The 18,449-nt window shown below is 60.3% G+C and carries 16 protein-coding genes and 3 pseudogenes; 15 read left to right on the forward strand and 4 right to left on the reverse strand.

Features of this window, described 5'->3' with window-relative positions:
• The first annotated feature begins 157 nt into the window (after nucleotides 1–157).
• The 9 genes from CK227_RS12665 (at nucleotide 158) to CK227_RS12705 (ending at nucleotide 8,917) form a co-directional block, all read left to right on the forward strand.
• Nucleotides 158–472 carry a helix-turn-helix transcriptional regulator gene (locus CK227_RS12665; RefSeq protein ID WP_095773164.1) on the forward strand — a complete coding sequence of 105 codons (315 nt, stop codon included), beginning with the start codon at nucleotides 158–160 and terminating at the stop codon, nucleotides 470–472.
• Nucleotides 472–2,490: a hydrogenase 4 subunit B gene (gene hyfB / locus CK227_RS12670; RefSeq protein ID WP_095773423.1), complete on the forward strand. Its 2,019-nt coding sequence runs from the start codon at nucleotides 472–474 to the stop codon at nucleotides 2,488–2,490. Before CK227_RS12665 ends, hyfB begins: the two co-directional genes overlap by 1 nt.
• Complete coding sequence (locus CK227_RS12675) at nucleotides 2,481–3,437, forward strand: NADH-quinone oxidoreductase subunit H (RefSeq protein WP_095773165.1); 957 nt, start codon at nucleotides 2,481–2,483, stop codon at nucleotides 3,435–3,437. The genes hyfB and CK227_RS12675 overlap by 10 nt, the downstream gene beginning before the upstream one ends.
• Entirely contained in the window at nucleotides 3,437–4,099 is a 663-nt protein-coding gene (locus tag CK227_RS12680) for a hydrogenase-4 component E (RefSeq protein ID WP_095773166.1), read from the forward strand. The genes CK227_RS12675 and CK227_RS12680 overlap by 1 nt, the downstream gene beginning before the upstream one ends.
• Complete coding sequence (locus CK227_RS12685; RefSeq protein ID WP_095773167.1) at nucleotides 4,096–5,547, forward strand: hydrogenase 4 subunit F; 1,452 nt, start codon at nucleotides 4,096–4,098, stop codon at nucleotides 5,545–5,547. The genes CK227_RS12680 and CK227_RS12685 overlap by 4 nt, the downstream gene beginning before the upstream one ends.
• A gap of 19 nt (nucleotides 5,548–5,566) precedes the next feature.
• On the forward strand, nucleotides 5,567–7,084 hold the full coding sequence (locus CK227_RS12690; protein WP_095773168.1) for a nickel-dependent hydrogenase large subunit: 1,518 nt from the start codon (nucleotides 5,567–5,569) through the stop codon (nucleotides 7,082–7,084).
• A 19-nt stretch (nucleotides 7,085–7,103) separates the two neighbouring features.
• Entirely contained in the window at nucleotides 7,104–7,643 is a 540-nt protein-coding gene (locus tag CK227_RS12695; protein ID WP_095773169.1) for an NADH-quinone oxidoreductase subunit B family protein, read from the forward strand.
• A gap of 615 nt (nucleotides 7,644–8,258) precedes the next feature.
• Nucleotides 8,259–8,549 (forward strand): DUF983 domain-containing protein, encoded by a 291-nt coding sequence (locus CK227_RS12700; protein ID WP_179296440.1) that lies wholly within the window; start codon nucleotides 8,259–8,261, stop codon nucleotides 8,547–8,549.
• Between the two features lie 95 nt (nucleotides 8,550–8,644).
• Complete coding sequence (locus tag CK227_RS12705) at nucleotides 8,645–8,917, forward strand: helix-turn-helix transcriptional regulator (protein WP_095773171.1); 273 nt, start codon at nucleotides 8,645–8,647, stop codon at nucleotides 8,915–8,917.
• 154 nt (nucleotides 8,918–9,071) lie between these two features.
• On the opposite strand, the pseudogene CK227_RS12710 reads toward CK227_RS12705, so the two are convergent.
• A pseudogene (locus tag CK227_RS12710) lies at nucleotides 9,072–9,569 on the reverse strand (SOS response-associated peptidase family protein); the annotation flags it as partial.
• Between the two features lie 626 nt (nucleotides 9,570–10,195).
• Here CK227_RS12710 and CK227_RS12720 point away from each other — a divergent pair.
• Entirely contained in the window at nucleotides 10,196–10,453 is a 258-nt protein-coding gene (locus tag CK227_RS12720; RefSeq protein ID WP_095773424.1) for a hypothetical protein, read from the forward strand.
• A gap of 43 nt (nucleotides 10,454–10,496) precedes the next feature.
• Here CK227_RS12720 and CK227_RS12725 read toward each other — a convergent pair whose 3' ends face one another.
• Entirely contained in the window at nucleotides 10,497–11,387 is an 891-nt protein-coding gene (locus tag CK227_RS12725; RefSeq protein WP_095773425.1) for a LysR family transcriptional regulator, read from the reverse strand.
• A gap of 118 nt (nucleotides 11,388–11,505) precedes the next feature.
• On the opposite strand from CK227_RS12725, the gene CK227_RS12730 reads away from it, so the two are divergent.
• The 5 genes and pseudogenes from CK227_RS12730 to CK227_RS12750 all read left to right on the forward strand — a co-directional run bounded on the left by CK227_RS12730 (nucleotide 11,506) and on the right by CK227_RS12750 (nucleotide 16,021).
• A complete protein-coding gene (locus CK227_RS12730; protein WP_095773172.1) occupies nucleotides 11,506–12,462 on the forward strand; it encodes an NmrA/HSCARG family protein in 957 nt (318 codons plus the stop codon).
• 111 nt (nucleotides 12,463–12,573) lie between these two features.
• Nucleotides 12,574–12,838 (forward strand): annotated as a pseudogene (locus CK227_RS37225) (alpha/beta fold hydrolase); the annotation flags it as partial.
• 7 nt (nucleotides 12,839–12,845) lie between these two features.
• Nucleotides 12,846–13,034 (forward strand): annotated as a pseudogene (locus CK227_RS37230) (NrsF family protein); the annotation flags it as partial.
• Between the two features lie 137 nt (nucleotides 13,035–13,171).
• Nucleotides 13,172–14,602 (forward strand): pyridoxal-dependent decarboxylase, encoded by a 1,431-nt coding sequence (locus CK227_RS12745; RefSeq protein ID WP_095773173.1) that lies wholly within the window; start codon nucleotides 13,172–13,174, stop codon nucleotides 14,600–14,602.
• 279 nt (nucleotides 14,603–14,881) lie between these two features.
• Nucleotides 14,882–16,021, forward strand: a complete 1,140-nt coding sequence (locus tag CK227_RS12750; protein WP_095773174.1) for an epoxide hydrolase family protein — start codon at nucleotides 14,882–14,884, stop codon at nucleotides 16,019–16,021.
• A 589-nt stretch (nucleotides 16,022–16,610) separates the two neighbouring features.
• Here the strand turns inward: CK227_RS12750 and CK227_RS12755 are convergent.
• Both CK227_RS12755 and CK227_RS12760 read right to left on the reverse strand, forming a co-directional pair.
• The gene (locus CK227_RS12755; RefSeq protein WP_095773175.1) at nucleotides 16,611–17,636 is read right to left on the reverse strand and encodes an NAD-dependent epimerase/dehydratase family protein; all 1,026 of its coding nucleotides are present in this window, start codon (nucleotides 17,634–17,636) and stop codon (nucleotides 16,611–16,613) included.
• Between the two features lie 41 nt (nucleotides 17,637–17,677).
• Complete coding sequence (locus CK227_RS12760; RefSeq protein ID WP_095773176.1) at nucleotides 17,678–18,232, reverse strand: TetR/AcrR family transcriptional regulator; 555 nt, start codon at nucleotides 18,230–18,232, stop codon at nucleotides 17,678–17,680.
• Nucleotides 18,233–18,449: the final 217 nt, after the last annotated feature.

The raw sequence follows: 18,449 nt of genomic DNA on the forward strand, positions 1-18,449 counted from the left end.
ATCGGCGAGGCTCGGCGCCTCCCAACTCGTATCTCCCAGTTTTCTACAGCTTCGAGACAGATGCGTCACGCATCATTATTTGAATGCGCCGCATTTTAATATATGCTGCAGCGCTTAGAGATAATACGTCAAAGCTGATCAAAAAGGGGATGCGACCGTGATAACTGCTCCACAGTTGCGTGCCGCGAGGGCGCTCCTTGGCATCGACCAGCGCAGGCTTGCCGAATTGTCCAGCCTTTCGGTGCCGACAATTCAACGTATGGAAGCCAGTGAGTCGATTATCCGGGGCAATGTAGATTCCCTAATGAAGCTGATCGGGGCGCTTGACCTCGCCGGCGTCGAATTGATTTCTGAAGGCGCCTCCAGCCAAATCGGCGGGCGCGGCGTGCGGCTGAAAGCAGATTTTGATCCCGCCAAAATTATGGGCGGGGTTGATACGGACGCCAAAGTCCCTGTGAGGAGTGTGGCGTGATTTCGGGGGCTGCAGTCCTCCTGTGGGGCGTTGCCGCGCTCCTGGGAACTGCGGTGCTTGCGATTGCGTCAAGCCACGGATCGGGCTCGGGAACACGCCTGATCTACAGCCTGACGCTAGGCATATCGGCGGCCGTGCTCCTGGTTCTCGCGAGCCGTGTCGCCGATGATCCCGTAACCCCGTCGACTGCCGAGCTGCCGCTTGGGCTGCCATGGATTGGCGCCCATTTCCGTCTGGATGCGCTCTCGACCTTTTTCCTCGTCGTCGTCAATTTTGGCGGCGGCATGGCCAGTCTTTACGGCCTCGGCTACGGCAGGCATGAGTCTGCGCCGCATCGGGTGCTGCCGTTCTTCCCTGCCTTCCTCGCCGGGATGAATCTGGTCGTCCTGGCGGACGACGCCTTCACTTTCCTGCTTTCCTGGGAATTCATGTCGCTCGCTTCCTGGGCGCTCGTCATGGCGCACCATCGCGAGCAGGACAATGCGAGAGCGGGCTACATCTATCTCGTGATGGCGAGCTTCGGCACGCTCGCGCTGCTGCTTGCGTTCGGCCTGCTGGCCGGCCCGAGCGGAAACTACACGTTCGAAGCGATGCGTGCCGCCGCTTCCGCCCCGCTCGTCGCTGCTTTCGTTCTGGCTCTGATGCTGCTGGGCGCCGGCTCCAAGGCTGGCCTGGTACCGCTGCACATATGGCTGCCACTCGCACACCCGGCCGCGCCAAGCCACGTCTCGGCTCTGATGAGCGGCGTCATGACCAAGGTCGCCATCTACGGCTTCATACGCGTCATTTTCGACCTGCTCGGTGAGCCGGCATGGTGGTCGGGCGTTGTGGTGCTTTTCCTGGGCGGCCTGACGGCGGTTCTCGGCATTCTTTACGCCTTGATGGAAAAGGACCTGAAGCGGCTTCTTGCCTATAGCACCATCGAAAACGTCGGCGTCATTTTCGTCAGCCTTGGCCTTGCTCTGGCCTTCAAGGCGAACGCCATGCCATCGGCCGCGGCGCTGGCGCTCACCGCCGCGCTGTTTCACGTCCTCAACCATTCCTTTTTCAAGAGCCTGCTGTTTTTCGGCGCGGGCGCCGTACTGACGGCAACCGGAGAGCGGGACATGGAGAAACTGGGCGGTCTCATCCACCGTATGCCGTTGACCAGTTTTGCCTTTCTCGTCGGCTGCGTGGCGATCTCGGCGCTTCCGCCCTTCAACGGCTTCGTCTCCGAATGGCTGGCCTTCCAAGCCGTCCTGCAGAGCCCAGATCTGCCGCAATGGGGCCTGAAGGTCATGGTGCCCGCCGTTGGCGGTTTACTGGCGCTCTCGGCGGCCTTGGCGGCTGCCTGCTTCGTGAAAGCGTTCGGGATTACATTCCTCGGCCGGCCACGCTCGGCCGCGGTGGAACTGGCGCACGAGGTCGACCGCTATTCGCTAGCGGCAATGTTCACCCTGGCGGCTCTTTGTCTCCTGGCTGGCATTGTGCCGGGTCTCGTCATTGACGGTCTCTCAGCGGTGACACTTCCGCTGCTTGGCAGCCGGATGCCTGTGCAGATGGCTGAGCCATGGCTGTCGATCGTGCCAATCGCAGCGAGCCGCAGTTCTTACAATGGCCTGCTGGTGTTCCTGTTCATTGCTGTCACCGGATCGTTCGCGGCATTCGTCATTCACCGCTTCGCCTCACATGCGCTCCGCCGCGGCCCGGCCTGGGGTTGCGGCTTCCCGGACGTAACACCCGCCGCGCAGTATACATCGATAAGCTTTGCACAGCCCATTCGACGCGTCTTCGGCGCGTTCGCATTCCGCGCGCGGGAAAAAGTCGAAGTGCCGGCGCCTGGCGAAACTGGCCCGGCTCGTTTGACGGTCGAAATCCACGATGTGATCTGGGAAACGTTTTACCTGCCTATCGGCAGGGCTATCGACTTTGCGACCGACCACCTGAACCATCTGCAGTTCCTGACGATCAGGCGCTACCTGACTCTTGTATTTCTCTTTCTCATTGTCCTGCTTTTGGTACTCGCACTATGGCCCTGATCCTTGAGTTGGCCGTTCAGGGCGCACAGATGATGCTGGTGCTTTTGCTGGCGCCACTCCTGACAGGGTTCGTGCGCAAGGTGAAGGCACGACTCTTGCGCCGCCAAGGTCCATCCCTGATCCAACCCTATCGCGATCTCCTGCGGCTAATGCGAAAGGAAGTCGTTCTGGCGGACAACGCATCCTGGCTGTTTCGCGTGACACCTTATCTGATCTTTGCCGCCACCTGGGTCGCGGCCGCGCTTATCCCGACATTCGCAACCGGGCTCGCTTTCAGTTGGACCGCGGATCTCATAGCTATTGTCGCGCTGCTGGGAAGCGCCCGATTCTTCCTGGCGCTCGCAGGGATGGATGTCGGCACGAGCTTCGGCGGCATAGGCTCAAGCCGCGAGGTGATGATCGCTTCGCTGGCCGAGCCCGCCATGCTGCTCATTGTGTTCAGCCTGGCGCTGGTCGCCGGAGCGACACAGTTGTCCACGGTCGCCGCCTTCATGGGCTCGCCGCAGGTCGGCCTGCGGGTATCGCTCGGAATGTCGCTCATCGCTCTCGTGATGGTGGCGGTCGCCGAAAACGCCCGCATACCAGTGGACAATCCATCGACCCATCTGGAGCTCACCATGGTCCACGAGGCGATGATCTTGGAATATTCCGGTCGTCATCTGGCGATGATCGAGTTCGCAGCCTTCCTCAAACTCCTGCTTTATGTGTCGCTGATTTCCTGCGTCTTCCTCCCCTGGGGGCTGGCTGGTGTCGAGGCTGGGCCGAAATCATTTGCTCTGGGTGCCGTGGCCTATCTTGGCAAACTTGCCTTGTGCGGCATTCTCCTCGCCGTGTTTGAGACTGCGATCGCCAAGATGCGCGTTTTCCGCGTCCCGGATTTTTTGGGCGCAGCACTCATGCTGGCGTTGCTCGGCACGCTCTTGCTGTTCGTCTCACGGAGCCTCTGATGAACGGCCTCACCTTCGACATCGCTCATCTGCTCGCCGGCGGCCTGGTGCTGGTCAGCTTCATGATGCTGTACCAGGATCGCCTCTTCGCCCTGATCAACGTTTTTGCACTTCATGCAATCGTGCTCGCCCTGTCCGTGGCCTGGCAGGCCTACATCCAGGACGCCCATCACCTCTATGTCACGGCGGCGATCGCCCTCATCTTCAAGGCGATCATCATTCCTGTTGGCCTGCACCGCATCATCCAGCGGCTCGGCATCCACCGCGACATCGAGACCGCCGTCGGGATCGGTCCAACCATGCTTGCCGGAATAGGTCTGGTGACCCTGTCCATGGTGCTGATGCTGCGGGTCACTCCCGACGCCGACCCCCTCGCCCGCGAGGATCTTGCCTTTGCGCTGTCCATCATACTGCTTGGACTCCTGGTGATGGTCACCCGCCGGAACGCCGTCAGCCAGGTTGTCGGATTCATGTCGCTCGAGAATGGCCTGGTGCTGGCCGCCACGGGCGCCAAGGGCATGCCGCTGGTTGTCGAGATCAGTGTCGCCTTCTCGATTCTGATCGCCTTCATTGTCATCGGCGTCTTCCTGTTTCGCATACGCGAGAGATTCGACTCGGTCGATGTCGGCGCGCTCGACGACTACAGGGGGGAACATCGTTGACCGCGTTTTCCCTCGATGCGGTGGCCGCCATCTTGCTGATACCGGTCGGCGCGGCCGCACTCCTGGCGACCCTGCCGAACTATCGGATAACGGCTGGCCTCAATGTCGCCGCGAGCTTGCTGACCTTGCTCGCTGCGGTGTCGCTTCTCGTCACGGATCGGCCGCAGCCCGGTCAGTATTTGCTCGTCGACGATCTCAATATCGTTTTCATCGTGCTCAACACGTTCGTCGGCTTCACGACCAGTGTGTTCAGCGCCTCCTACATTGCGCACGAACTGGATACCGGACGGCTGACGGCGACGAATTTGCGATTTTATCACGCAATGTACCAGATCATGATGTTCGGCATGAATCTGGCGTTCGTGTCGAACAATATCGGCTTAATGTGGGTGGCGGTGGAACTTGCCACGCTGACTACCGTGCTGATGGTCGGCATCTATCGCACGCATGAGGCGCTGGAGGCGGCTTGGAAGTATTTCATTCTCGGCAGTGTCGGCATTGCGCTTGCCCTCTTCGGCACCATCCTCGTCTACATGGCCGCTCAGCCGATTGTTGGCGAAGGCACGAATGCCATGGTCTGGACAGTGCTTATCGAGCACGCAGCGCGCTTCGACCCGGCGCTGCTGAACGTCGCCTTCGTCTTCCTGCTGCTCGGCTATGGGACGAAGGTTGGTCTTGCGCCTTTGCATGCCTGGCTGCCCGACGCCCACGCGGAAGGCCCGACGCCGATTTCGGCGGTGTTGTCAGGACTGCTCCTCAACGTCGCGCTCTATGCGGTATTGCGCTTCAAGCTGCTGCTCGCGGCTAGCCCGGACGCGATCGCGCCCGGACCACTGATGATCACGATGGGGCTCACCTCCCTCATCTTCGCGGCCTTCATGCTCTACCGCCGCCGCGACATCAAACGTCTGTTCGCGTACTCCTCCATCGAGCACATGGGCATCATCGTGTTCGCTTTCGGCATGGGTGGCCCGCTCGCCAATTTTGCCGGACTGCTGCACATGGTCATGCACAGCCTGACCAAGTCGGCGATCTTTTTCACGGTCGGCCACATCGCCCAGATCAAGGGGACACAGAACATCGCCGAGATCCGGGGGCTTACGGAAACGCATCCGGGGCTTGGCTGGGCGCTCGTCATCGGCGTCGTTGCCATTGCCGGCCTCCCTCCGCTCGGCATCTTCATGAGCGAGTTCCTGGTCGTGAGTTCGACATTTGCAAGGCACCCCCTTTTGGCGATGCCGTTGGTATTCGGGATTCTGCTCGCTTTCGGCGCCCTGCTGCTTCGGCTGACCGGCGTCGCTTTCGGCGAACCGCGAGGCAGCACCGCGCCCGCCGAGGCGTCCTACGTTCCGATGTATTCCCACCTGACGCTTGTGTTTGCCGCCGGCATCTATCTGCCACCACCGCTGGTCATATGGTTCCAGCATGTCGCCAACCTTCTAGGATGAAGCGGATGGGAGAAATGACATGCCCGCACTGACCGACCTCATCCTTGCTGGCAAGGGTGTCGACAACCATTTCCCGTGGTCGCGCGCAGTGGTGACTTCGAAAAAATGGAGCTTTGCCGTCGAGCAACTGGCTGAGGGTCACTTGAGCTTGCTCGGTCTTTGGGGCGAACCAGGCACCGTCCACATGGCACTACTCGACGAGGCTGTCGGGAACATCGGCGTTGTCAGCCTGCTATGTCCGGATGGACGCTACCCATCGGTCGGCCTGCTGCATCCGCCCGCATTGCGCCTTGAACGTGCGGCCGCGGACCTGTTCGGGCTCTTGCCACAAGGCGCGCCCGATACGCGACGGTGGCTTGATCACGGCTACTGGGGCATCAGCTTTCCATTGAGTGCCCACGTCCGGACCTCCGTTGCGACGGCGTCCCCCTACCAATTCCTGCCTGCCGAGGGGGAAAGCCTGCATCAGATCCCAGTCGGGCCCGTGCATGCCGGCATCATCGAGCCAGGGCATTTTCGATTTACAGCCAGCGGCGAAACGGTCGTCCGGCTGGAGGAACGCCTAGGGTACACGCACAAGGGCATAGAAGGCTTGATGGCGGGGTCCGATATCGACCATGCTGCCAAGCTGGCGGGCCGAACCTCTGGCGACAGTACCGTGGCATACTCCCTTGCTTTTTCCCGCGCGGTCGAAGCGGCCCTTGGTATCGAGGTTCCTGCGCGCGCGGTCTGGCTGCGAGCGCTCATGGCCGAGTTGGAGCGTCTGGCCAACCATCTGGGCGACATCGGCGCCATCTGCAACGACGCCGCCTTCGCACTCATGCATGCCCACTGCGGCGTCCTGCGCGAGCGCGTATTGCGGGCAAGCGATGCTGCCTTCGGCCATCGTTTGATGCGCGACCGCGTCGTGCCTGGAGGAGTGGCGACCTACCTGAACGACGAGGGGACGACAGCGATCTGGTCTCTGATCGCAGAGATCAGGCAGCGGTTTCCGGCGCTTGTAGAACTCTACGACAACACCGCGTCGCTACAGGATCGGACAGTCGCAACTGGGCGGCTGAAGGTGGAACTCGCTCGACAATATCGTGCCGGAGGGTATGTCGGCCGGGCCTCCGGTCGGGACTTTGATGCGCGACGCAGTCTGGCCTATCCTCCCTATGACGCGCTCAACTTCAATGTGCCTCTCCTCCAGGAAGGCGACGTGAACGCCCGTGTCTGGATTCGCATTCACGAGGTCGAGCAGAGCTTGTCCCTGGTCGAGCAAATCCTGCGACAGCTGCCGGGTGGACCGATCCGCGTCGACTTGGCACAGACAAGCGGCCCGCATGAAGGCATGGCGCTCGTCGAGGGTTTCCGGGGCGACATTCTTGCCTGGCTGCGCATTGGTAAAAGCGGCCTGGTCGAGCGCTGTCACCTGCGTGATCCGTCATGGTTTCAATGGCCGCTGCTGGAAGCGGCCATCGAAGGCAACATCGTCGCCGACTTCCCACTATGCAACAAATCGTTCAACTGCTCGTATTCAGGACACGACCTCTAAGGGTCCAAGGCAAGCCATCATGCGCAAGCTCCTCTTCGAAAGCCTGATACGCCCGCCGCTGACCGAGCGTCCGCCGCGAGTGAGCGACGCGGCGGTTGACGAGCTCGCACGCGCCCTCAATGGGGTTGCTCATAGAAGATTGGGGCGAAGCCTGTCGATCCGGGCAGTCGATGCCGGTTCCTGCAACGGTTGCGAACTCGAGATGCACGCGCTCAACAACGCTTTCTACGATATCGAGCGTTTTGGGATCCGGTTCGTCGCATCGCCGCGCCATGCCGATGTCCTGCTTGTCACTGGGCCGGTGACCAGAAACATGCGTGAGGCATTGAAGCGGACCTACGACGCAACTCCCAACCCCAAATGGGTGGTCGCGCTCGGCGATTGCGCCCAGAATGGCGGCTGTTTCGCCGGCAGTTACGCCGTGGTGCGCGGCGTGTCGGAGGCGTTGCCTGTCGATCTGCACATTCCAGGCTGCCCGCCACCGCCCATCGAAATTCTGAAAGGCCTGCTCGCCTTGCTTGAGGGAGTGAATTCAAAGGCCGGTGTTGCCCGAAATTGACTATCGATGTGGAGGGCTTTTCCGCCACTAGGTAGCAAAAGCCTCCAGACCTAAAAGGCATCCCGACTGCCTAGGTTTCGATGTGAAAACGGAGCCTTGAACGATCGTAGCGTGAAGCAGAAGCAGGGCGACTTGGTCGAAGGGCTGCCGCAAATTGCAAGGGAGCAGGCCGAGATCCGGAAGTGTTGAGCGCGCTGGACCGGGTCAGCCAAGCGGCCAGGAACCATCAACCGCCGGCAGATAGCTTCCGCTGTTCCTCACGGAACCCATGCCCTCCGCCGTGAATCGTCGACGAGATAGCGGCGGCAGGCTTCCGTGCGAACGCTCAGGCGTCCAAGTGGGCCTTATGAGTTGGCCGATCATCTGAAATGACAGTCCGCAACAGGCGTGCATGGTCAGACCGTGTCCATCTGATGGCGCAGCAGCCGCAAGCTGACGCTGGACCCATGCAGTATCATGTCAGACAGTGGATATATAGGTGTTGAACCATTTAATATCATGTATTATACATTATCATTATTGGACAAAGGAAGCGGTTGATTTGCACGACCGACCCTGCCAGCCGCCCTTTCACGAGGCTTGGTGGGCCGATGCCCTAATTGTGGTCAGGGGAAATTGTATCGCACCTACCTGAAGCAGGTGGAGCGTTGCGCAGTTTGTGGAGAACGCTTTGGTGACATAGAATCTGATGACGCGGCGCCTTGGTTCACTATCCTCATTGCGGGCGTCTTTGCAGCCCCCCTGTATTTCTTGTTCCAAGGGCTTCTTCTGTCATACTTCGCCGTCACAATGGTATTGATCTCTCTTATTATTGTGGCGCTGATACTGCTTTTGTTACCTCGCGTAAAAGGCGCTTTGATCAGCGCGTTCTGGTTTTCGCGGCTTAAAAACGACGAGCCGGGATGAACACTCTACTGATCACAAACGCCGTTTTTCCATACGCCGTCGCGTTGGTCGATGACTGTTTCAATACGAAGCAGCCGTAGTCTGGAGACCAAAATGTGATTAGCGCTTCGCAGATTCGCGCAGCCCGGGCATTGCTTGGAATTGACCAGAAAAGCCTGGCTGAGCGTGCCGGCATCTCGCTGTCAGCCATCCAACGAATGGAGGCCGGCGAGAGCGATCTACCAGGCGCGTTCGACATGCAGAAGAACGTCGTAATCGCCCTCAGAGCAGCAGGGATCGAGCTGATTGGCGATCATGAGCGCAGTGGCGGCGGAGGCCGAGGCGTGCGCCTGGCGCATCCTGTCGGCCTGGCAGGCCGGACACATTGATTGCCTCGACGGCGTCGGAAAGCCGGTACTGATCAATCGGCGGGTTTCAACCGTGAAGCAGGAAAGATGAACACGTATCATCCATTGGACCGATGAAGCGACGATATACAGAACATCAGGAGCCAACTGGTAGCTGGTCGGTTTTAGATACTCAATTCTCAGGCTGAAGCACCACGACCTGTCGATTGTGGTACGGCGCGACGTCCGGCCCGGGATCGGTCGTCAGCATGGTAAAGGTGGCCGGCTTGTTGCCGACAGCTTCGCGCCAAAGCCCAGCGACGGCCATGAATGGACAGCCGTTGAGCGTGAAGCGATGTTTCGCCTTCGGATACTTCGTCCCTGTGAATTCGAAGAACGCGGACGCAGGAACGAGGCAGCGTTTGCTGTTCCCGAATTGCCGCCCTTCGGAGCGGAAGTTGAACACAGGCCCGCCTTTTGGTCCGGCCGGCGCGAATCCGAACGTCATCGATGCAAGCTCGATCGTGTCATCAGCGGCGCGCATTATTGGTGCCGGGTCATTAATGCGGACGTCGTCCACCTGAGGCAAATCGAGTTCGGTTTGGTGGGTGGGGGACTTTGAGCGCCAGCGACGCCATCATCCGGCAATACTCAGCCCAAATAAAATAATATGCTGCTCGTAATCGTTGCACATGGACGGCTCCAGACTTGGGCGACCTCTGTTGATATTAGGGCAAGCGAAGGCGCCATGGAAAGCGGCGGGTGATCAACCCCACGGGTCTCGCTCAACCAGAATATCCGCCTCCTTTGCAGCCGCAACAAAGGCCTTCCGAGCGGCGCGGGTCTGTTTGATCCGCTGCCTGAGCTACCCGGTCCACGGTTTAGACGGTGTTCCACGACCGACCGAGCGCCACTCGCACCGGCTTCTCAAAACCGCTGGTGCTGCAAAAAACCTCCCGTGTCATCGAGCGCCCCCCCGCTGAGGCGACGATCGAATAGCGTGTTTGGGGCCGTTTCCAGACCGTCCGCTTCTGTTCGGATTTGACGATTAGCTGCCGTTTGGCTTGCCTGTAGAACGCTGCGTGCCCGTTAGAGGTGCTCCGCCGTTTGGCATTGCCGTCAGTCTGCGTAGAGGGTGTTCCGGGCTGGAACCCGACCGCTAAACGACATCGGCACCCCTTCGTAAGGAACTCGGCACGAATGGACCTGGCGCACTCCGACTATGCGCGGCGCCGTAGGATCGAATAATAAACCCGCTCTTGGCCGCACGTGCTGAAAGCGTGCTATCTAACGATCACAGCCTATCAAGCGGAGCGAAACATGCTGAAGACGGACACCCGCCAGGCCAACTGGCGACGGGCCAATCCCGGCAAATACGAAGCCCATCTCGCGGTTCAGCGAGCCCTAAAGGCAGGCGAGATTGATAGGCAAACTTGTGAAGTTTGCGGTGTCGAAGCCGTCGACGCCCATCACGATCAATACGAGGAGCCGTTGACGGTCCGATGGTTGTGCCGCCGCCATCACACCCGGCTCCATCACTACGGTGAAGACATGTTTCCAGTCAGGGAGTGCCGTTGAACGAATACCCGAGACATCTGTCTTTCGCTCGAAATGGCGTGGGTCAGCGGGAGGCGAGATGGATCTGCTCGCGGATCCATTGCTGTCCCTGATGCGCGTGAGTGCGCTCGTGCCAAATGAGCTCCACTTGAAACCGCTCCGAAAGCCAAGGGACGTCTATCCACGCGACTTCAGCTAAACGGTCGCGCATCAGGCGGCGCGGCACCAGTGCAACGAGCTCGCTGCTGGCGACAATGCTCGGAACAACAAGGAATGAGGCAGCGGACGCGACAATGGCGCGGGAGTGACCGAGGGCCTCCAGGGTGGCGTCGACGGGGGTCGTAAATCCGCCTCCAGAAGGCGAGACTATCACCTGTTCAAGCGCGGCAAACCCCGCTGCGGTCGCCCCTTCATTGATACGTGGGTGGCCGGGACGGCCGATAAGGATATAGCTCTCCTCAAACAGGTGCCAGGTCCTCAGGTAAGCTTTCCCGGTGTCTGGCGTGGCGATGGCCAGGTCGACATCGCCATCCGCCAGTTGCTGCGTTAACTTTGCCGGGGCCAAGCGGTGCACCGCAACCCGTATTTTGGGCGCCTTGTCGCGCAGCGCCACGATCAGAGGCGCCACCACCACAGCCTCGACGTAGTCGGTGCAGGCGATCGAGATGGTTAGCTCGGCTGTCGCGGGGGAAAAGCTGTCATGGCCCTGGAGGGTTCCGCGGAGCTGATCCAGGGAAGCTCTGAGCGGTCTGATCAGCTCCAGGGCCTTGGCGGTCGGCACCATGCCACGATGCGCCGGCACGAGCAGGGGATCCTTGAACAGGTCGCGAAGGCGGTTCAGTTGGGCGCTGAGCGCCGGCTGGCTCATATGTAGCCGGGCTGCGGCCCTTGTGACGTTGCGCTCGACAAGCAGAGCTTCGAGACTGACGAGTAGGTTGAGGTCGATACGCTTCATATCCATGGCATGGATACTAGCGCATAAATCAATCGATTTCACATATGGTCTACAGGGTGCGATTTAATCTCCAGGGAGTGCCGTGCTGCGCTGCTCCAGAAAAGTGATGGAGATACACATGTCGATCGATCAAAAGCCTACCATTGTCGTCGCAGGCAGCCTGAGCAAGCAGGGCCGGAGCGTGACGGAGTCGTTGTTGGGGAGTGGACGGTATCACGTTCGTGCGCTGACAAGTCGTCCAGACTCGCCTGCGGCCCTCAAGCTGGCCGAGCAGGGCGCTGAGCTCATCGCCGTGCCGCTTGCGATCAACCACAGGAGCGATTTTGTGAAAGCGTTTCGGGGAGCGCAGGGCGCCTTCCTGATGACTCCAGTCGTCGCCCCGCCGAAAACCTACGAGTTCGATATCGGTAGGGATCTCGCAGATGCCGCGGTCGAGGCAGGTGTCGAGCACATCGTCTTCAGCACCCTGGAAAACGTCGATGAGATCACCGGAGGTTCGAAGTTCGCGCCGCATTTCACGGACAAGGCGCGCGTCGGGACTTATATCCAGGGTCTTCCTGTTCGCAGCTCATTCGTCGAGCTCGCGTTCTTCTACACGAACCTTCTCGAATATTATACGCCGCGTAAGGAGGGCGACACGCTCGTCTTTCCGATCTATCTGCCGGAGCATTTCCGAGCACCCTTCGTCGATCCGCTGACGGCGACAGGGCCAGCCGTTCTGGAAATCTTCGACCATCCCGACATCTATGCCGGGCAAACGCTACCGATCATCGGGGACGTTCTATCACCGGCCGAGATGATCGAGACCTTCAAGCGCGTCACGGGCCGGAAGGCTGTGTATGCATCAGCCTACACCCCTGATGAGCTGGTTCGTCATTTTCCGGAGTTCGGGGAAAATCCCGAGCTCGTTCGAGAAAACATCGGCATGGCGGAATACGCGGTCGAATACGGATATTTCCGGAAAGACCGGGATCTCTCGTGGAGCAGGCGGATCAATCCCTCCAGTCTCACCTGGGAGCAGTTCCTGATCAAGACCGGTTGGGACGGCGAAAAAAGGGCGTTCGGTCTCAGCTAGTGAACCTCGGTCGCTCGCCGCTCGTTTACTCGCACGTCGAGCGCCGGAACCATTATCGGCAAGAGGGATTTCGAACACAGATCCATCTGAAAATCCCGAAAAACGTACTCGATGTTCACAGGCTTCGAGCTCACAACCATCCAAACATCACGCGGTCAGATCCGGCTGAGGAAGGGAAGGGAGGGAGGGGCCGCCCGTCCTTCTCCTCCACGGTTATCCGCGGACACACATGCCATGGCGGCAGGTGGCAGATCGGCTGGCTCCGTCGCTCACCGTAATCTGCCCGGACCTACCGGGCTTCGGGCAGTCGTATACCTTCGGCCTTCGTCGAAGCCACTGTGAACGCCGTCATCAGCAAGCGTTTCTTGCGGCCCTTCGGCAATGGAGCGCCGGCTCGGCCGGGAATTGCGGGGGCCGCAGCGGGCCTAGCGTAAGCCGGGATAGCGGCGACGTTCTATGCCGCAAATTGCAACGACGACAGCCCGCTCTTCGTCCTCCTCTGGTATCCGATCGCCATATCCGTTGCTACAGGAATTGGCGCTCTGGCCGGCCATAAACTACCGCGGTGGTAGATCTTTGAATTGGTGGCATCACAGTGTTCTGCCCCCTATCCGGCGCGGCCTCGTTTCACTGATTGCCATTCGAGACACGTTCTCCCATAGCTTGGAACATCCAGCCAACTCCGAAGTAAACAACCATAGAGGTCTAAATGACGCCCGAGGAATTCCGACAACGAGGTCACGAAATCATCGACTGGCTCGCGGACTATCATGCGAAGATATCCGACTACCCGGTCCAACCTGCGACACGGCCGGGCGACGTGAAAGCGATGCTTCCGGCCGTCCCGCCGGTGGAAGCTGAGGGTTTCGATCAGATCATCGCCGATCTCGATTCGGTCGTTCTTCCGAATATCTCGCATTGGCAGCACCCGCGCTTTTTCGGCTACTTTCCCTCAAACTCGCTTGGCTCAGGTATCCTGGGCGACCTGGTGAGCGGCGGACTGGGGGTGCTGGGTCTGTCCTGGCAGTCATCGCCCGCTGTAACGGAGATTGAGGAGGTCACGTTAGACTGGTTCCGGCAAATGGTTGGCCTGTCTTCCGCCTGGTTCGGCGTTATCAACGACACGGCATCGACAAGCACCTTGGTCGCCCTGCTGTGTGCCCGGGAGAAAACAACGGGGTTTTCGCTTGCTCGCCAAGGCCTGCAAGCGGAACTTAAGCCATTGACGATCTACACATCGACAAGCGCTCACTCGTCGGTGGAAAAAGCGGCGCTGCTGGCAGGCTTCGGTCGTGAGAATGTCCGCATGGTCGATGTCGACGTCAATTTTGCAATGCATCCAGCGGCGCTCCAGGATGCCATCGATGCGGATATCCGCTCCGGATTCACCCCTTGTGCGATCGTCGCGGCCGTGGGCGGGACCGCTACCGTGTCCATTGATCCGGTATCCAAGATCGCCGACATAGCGCGCAGACACGGTCTGTGGCTCCACATCGACGCTGCCATGGCCGGAAATGCGATGATCCTGCCGGAGCTGCGATGGATGTGGGAAGGCATCGAAGAGGCAGACAGCGTAGTCATCAACGCGCACAAATGGCTCGGCGTGCCTTTTGACTGCTCGCTCTATTTCGTGCGTGATGAGCCTCACCTGCTTCGGGTTATGTCTGCTGATCCAAGCTTCCTCCAATCCCAGGCCGACGAGAAGGTGCGCAATCTGCGCAACACCGGTATTCCCCTCGGGCGAAGATTCAGGGCGTTGAAACTGTGGTTCGCCATACGGGAGCAGGGGGTCTCCGGGCTACAAGCCAGGTTGCGGCGAGACATCGGCCTGGCCCAAGATCTCCGCTCGAAAGTCGAAGCAACACCGGATTGGGAGGTCGTCGCACCCGTCGTTCTGCAAACCGTATGTCTTGTGTATCGTCCGAAGTCTGTGCCGTCCCATCGTCTCGATGATTTCACGCGCGCATGGGCGAATGCGGTGAATGCGTCGGGCCAAGCCTATGTCACGCCCGCCATCGCGGCCGGGCATTGGATGGTTCGTGTATCGGTCGGCACGATATCGACGGATGCACACGATACCGAGGCGGTCTGGGGCGCGATGCAAAAAGCGGCAGCCGCGCTCGTTCCGGAATTTTCGTGAAGGGCCGACGAGGCTCGCCATGGCCGTTGTCTACCGGACGAGCGACGTTCGATGGGCTGATTGAAATTACCATATGATCGCGAAGCTGCGGAGGTGCGTCCGTCTCCTCCGTCTGTCTCCCTGAAGTGGAGAGCATGAGGAATTGTGTGGCAATCAGGCCGCTGCGGAATTGTTGCTGGGTTCGTGATTGTCGTTTGCCATGCCTGGATACCAATTCTCGAAGCAGATCGGTGGACGCCCTCTTCCTGGAACCGCATCCCAGCTTAAGCGGAGAACATCATGATTTCACCCTACACGATCAACATCCCTGACGAACGGCTCGCCACGATCAGAGCCAAGGTCGAGGCTTATGACTGGAGCCAGCTGCCGGATGCGGGAGGCTGGTCGGCGGGGGTCAGGGTTGATGACCTCAAGCGGCTCGCCGCTTATTGGCGGGACAGCTACGACTGGCGTGCGGTCGAACGGCGGCTCAACGCACTCCCCAACTTCACGGCCGACGTGGAAGGCGAGCACCTCCACTTCGTTCATGTGAAGGGCGACGGCTCCAAGCCGCCCATCCTGCTTCTCCACGGCTGGCCGGGCTCGTATCTCGAATTCGAGCGGCTCTTGGAGCCGCTCGCCGCGGACGGGCACGATGTTGTCGTCCCCTCGCTTCCTGGCTTCGCGTTCTCCAACCCGATCACGGGCCCGATCGGCCCGCGGCGGGCTGCTGCGCTCGTGCATGGGCTGATGATCCAACTGTTCGGCGACGCGCGGTATTTCATTCAAGGGGGCGATTGGGGCCACGCCCTCGCGGTCTGGGCAGCGCATGATCGACCGGACGCTCTGCTCGGCATCCATATCAACATGATGACCGTGCATGCGGAGGATGCCGCTCCGACGACCGACGAGGAGAAGTCCTTCGCCGCCAAGCGGGCCGCGATTGCCGATCGGGAGAGCGCCTACTTTCACGAGCAGGAAACCCGTCCGCAAACGCTCGGCGTCGCGATGGCCGACAGCCCGGTCGGAGCGGCGGGCTGGATACTCGAAAAGTTCGGCAAGTGGGCCGATCTTCCGACAACCGCCGATGGCGACCCCGACATCTGGAGCAAGTTTTCCGAGGAGGAACTCCTCACTAACATCATGCTCTACATCGCGCCCGCATCGTTCGTGACTGCAACCTGGATCTACTACGGCAGCCGGCTTGAGGAGTCGCGGATGCTTCCGGCCGGCACCCGCATCCAGGTGCCGACCGGCGTTGCGGCCTTTCCCGATCCGGTGTTCTTGCCGCCGCCGCGCTCGTTCGCGGAGAAGACCTACAATATCGTGCATTGGACCGACATGCCGCGGGGCGGGCATTTCGCCGCGCTGGAAGAGCCGGAACTGATGCTGGCCGACCTGCGCGCCTTTATCGCGACCGTGTCGGGAGCGCGCTCCTGAAGGTGGAGATCTCCGTTTCCGAAGCGCGGTGCGTGGCGCTGGCGGCGCAGGGCTTCAATGCCCTGCGTCGTCACGACCGCATCGGCGCGGGCTATGGCTGACCGGCCGTGGCAGCCTGATCCCCTGCATCAGGCTGCATGGGCTGGTGAACGCCGTTGGCGGAATAGCCTTTGACCGCAGCCTGTGGACGAGTCGCTGGTCGCCGGAAGCCAGTACGTGCCATTTCGCTATCACCGCAGCTCTCACCGCCGCCTTCCTGTTCTGGGCTACACGGTCGAAGCCACAATACTGAGATACCAGTGCGAGGGCTTTCCCGATTGGGAACGTTACGCGGGAAGGCGACCGCGCCGATCGGGCTTAGAAACGTCCAGGGCAGCCGCTTTCCCAAAATCTGTTCTCGATTGCTCTTTCCCGAATCATCGCTCGGATATGGAGAAACGGGAATAACCGCGCTGAACGAACGGCTACTTTCGAGGACACGGATTTGCTGCATAGGTGTCCGGGTTTGGGGCGAAACCCGACCGGCCGCTAGGCGCCCCATAGCAGTCGTCAATAACGCGACCATTCACGCCTGAAAGCGGACCGTCCGCTAAGTCCGCATGCTCCGCAGTTCTTCGAAACCCTCTTCGATCGAGATTTGTGGGGCATAGCCCAACTCGGCTCTTGCCTTGCTGATGTTTAAGGTCACTTCCACCGCCATCGTGGCCAGGTCTTGACGTGTCACCGGCGGCTTGATCCTTCCGCCGGATAGCCGAGACATGCCCTCACCGACATAGGCGACGCCGCGCACGACCCATGAGGAAACCTCCTTGCTTGGTGGAATGATCCCTTGGGTTTTCAAAATGCCCGACACGAGTTCGCGAAAAGGACGTGGTTCGCCGTCCGTGAGGAAATAGATCTCGCCGCTCCTGCCCCGACTTAAGGCCAGATCGATCCCGTGACAGGCGTTGACGATATGCGTCGACGAGGTCAGGTAACGGCCGCCATCGATCCACGCCATTTGCCGCGACTGCGCCGCTTGGACGAGCATCGGTAGTGCGGTGCTATCATCCCGTCCCCAAATGAACCGGGGCCGGACAACCATCACATCTAGGCCGTCGCCCGCCGCGGTGAGCGCAATGTGTTCGGCTTCAGCCTTGGTGCGCGAATATGCACCGGGAAACGTGAGCGGCAAGGGTCGATTTTCGTCCGCGTTTACCAAGGGGCGGCCGTTCAGGAGCAACGACTCAGTGCTGACATGGACAGCGCGCCGCACCTTGGCCTTACGCGCGGCGGCAAAGACGGCGCGAGTTCCCTCGACATTGACCGCCACATGTTCAGGCTCCTCCGGGCCATGGCTCGTGTGCGCGGCCGCATGCACCATTGTCGAACAGCCCGTCATTGCTTCTGCAAGCAACTGCTCGTCCAGGGTTCCTCTGATGGGCATCGCCCCCAGTGCACGAACTACGCTGGCGGCCTGAGGCGAACGCACCAGCGCGATCACTTCGTTACCGGCGCCGGTGAAGTGGCGAATGAGATTACGACCGAGATAACCGTTGCTTCCGGTCAGGAAGATGGGTGAGCGAAGGCCGGGAGCGGAGGCATGGCTGCCTTCCCCCGCATTGTGATGCGTCATGATGTTGTCCTGCTTTTTTAGGGAAAAGCTGCCGGAGCGCGTCAGGTAGGATTCATCGCGGCCAGCCAGCGAATGTCTGCAAGCAAAGCGCTGCGATCAGGCTCCGGCCATTGATGATAATCGAGAGCCTCCAGAAGTTTGAGCCCTTCGAGCGCCAGATAGGCGAGCATCGGACCACGTGCGTCGCCAGCTTCTTCACGGATGCGAGAGATCACTTCGTTCTGGTTTCTCTGGATCGCGGCACGCAACGCGCGATCCTGCGCAAGGGCAGCGGAGATGTTGAGCGCAACCGCGCGAAACGCATCCGGGAAGGGCTCGGCCGCTGCGGCGATTCGGCCCTGCAGGGTGCGGTTTTGCTCCGCATCGCACGCTGCCGCCGCAGCTTCGTTGAACGCGTTGTCCCGCGCTACCGCACGTTCGACCATGGCTTCCAGCAACGCCTGCTTGGACCCAAAGTCATAGACCACGCTGCCCTTGCTGATGCCGGCCGCCTTGGCCACGCCCTCGAGCGTCAGACAAGCAGCCCCCTCGCTCGCAACAACCGCCTCGACCGCATCAAGGATCCGGTCTTTATCAATGGATTTCTTGCGGCCCACATAGCGTCCTAATTTATCTGACCGGATAGATATTAATAAGTACGCCGTGTTGTCAATGCGATTGGATAGGTAGGCAACGTCTTACGCATCGCCGCGACATCCAGAGCCAGCCGGACATCATCACAGTTGTGCAGAACGGCGTTGGCTCATCCCGCGCATTCGGGCGGCGTTCCAGCAAGGCGCGAGCGCGCGCGCTAATCATCCTTAGTCCCGGGAC

It is taken from the genome of Mesorhizobium sp. WSM4308 (genome assembly GCF_002294905.1).
Classification (GTDB): Bacteria; Pseudomonadota; Alphaproteobacteria; order Rhizobiales; family Rhizobiaceae; genus Mesorhizobium.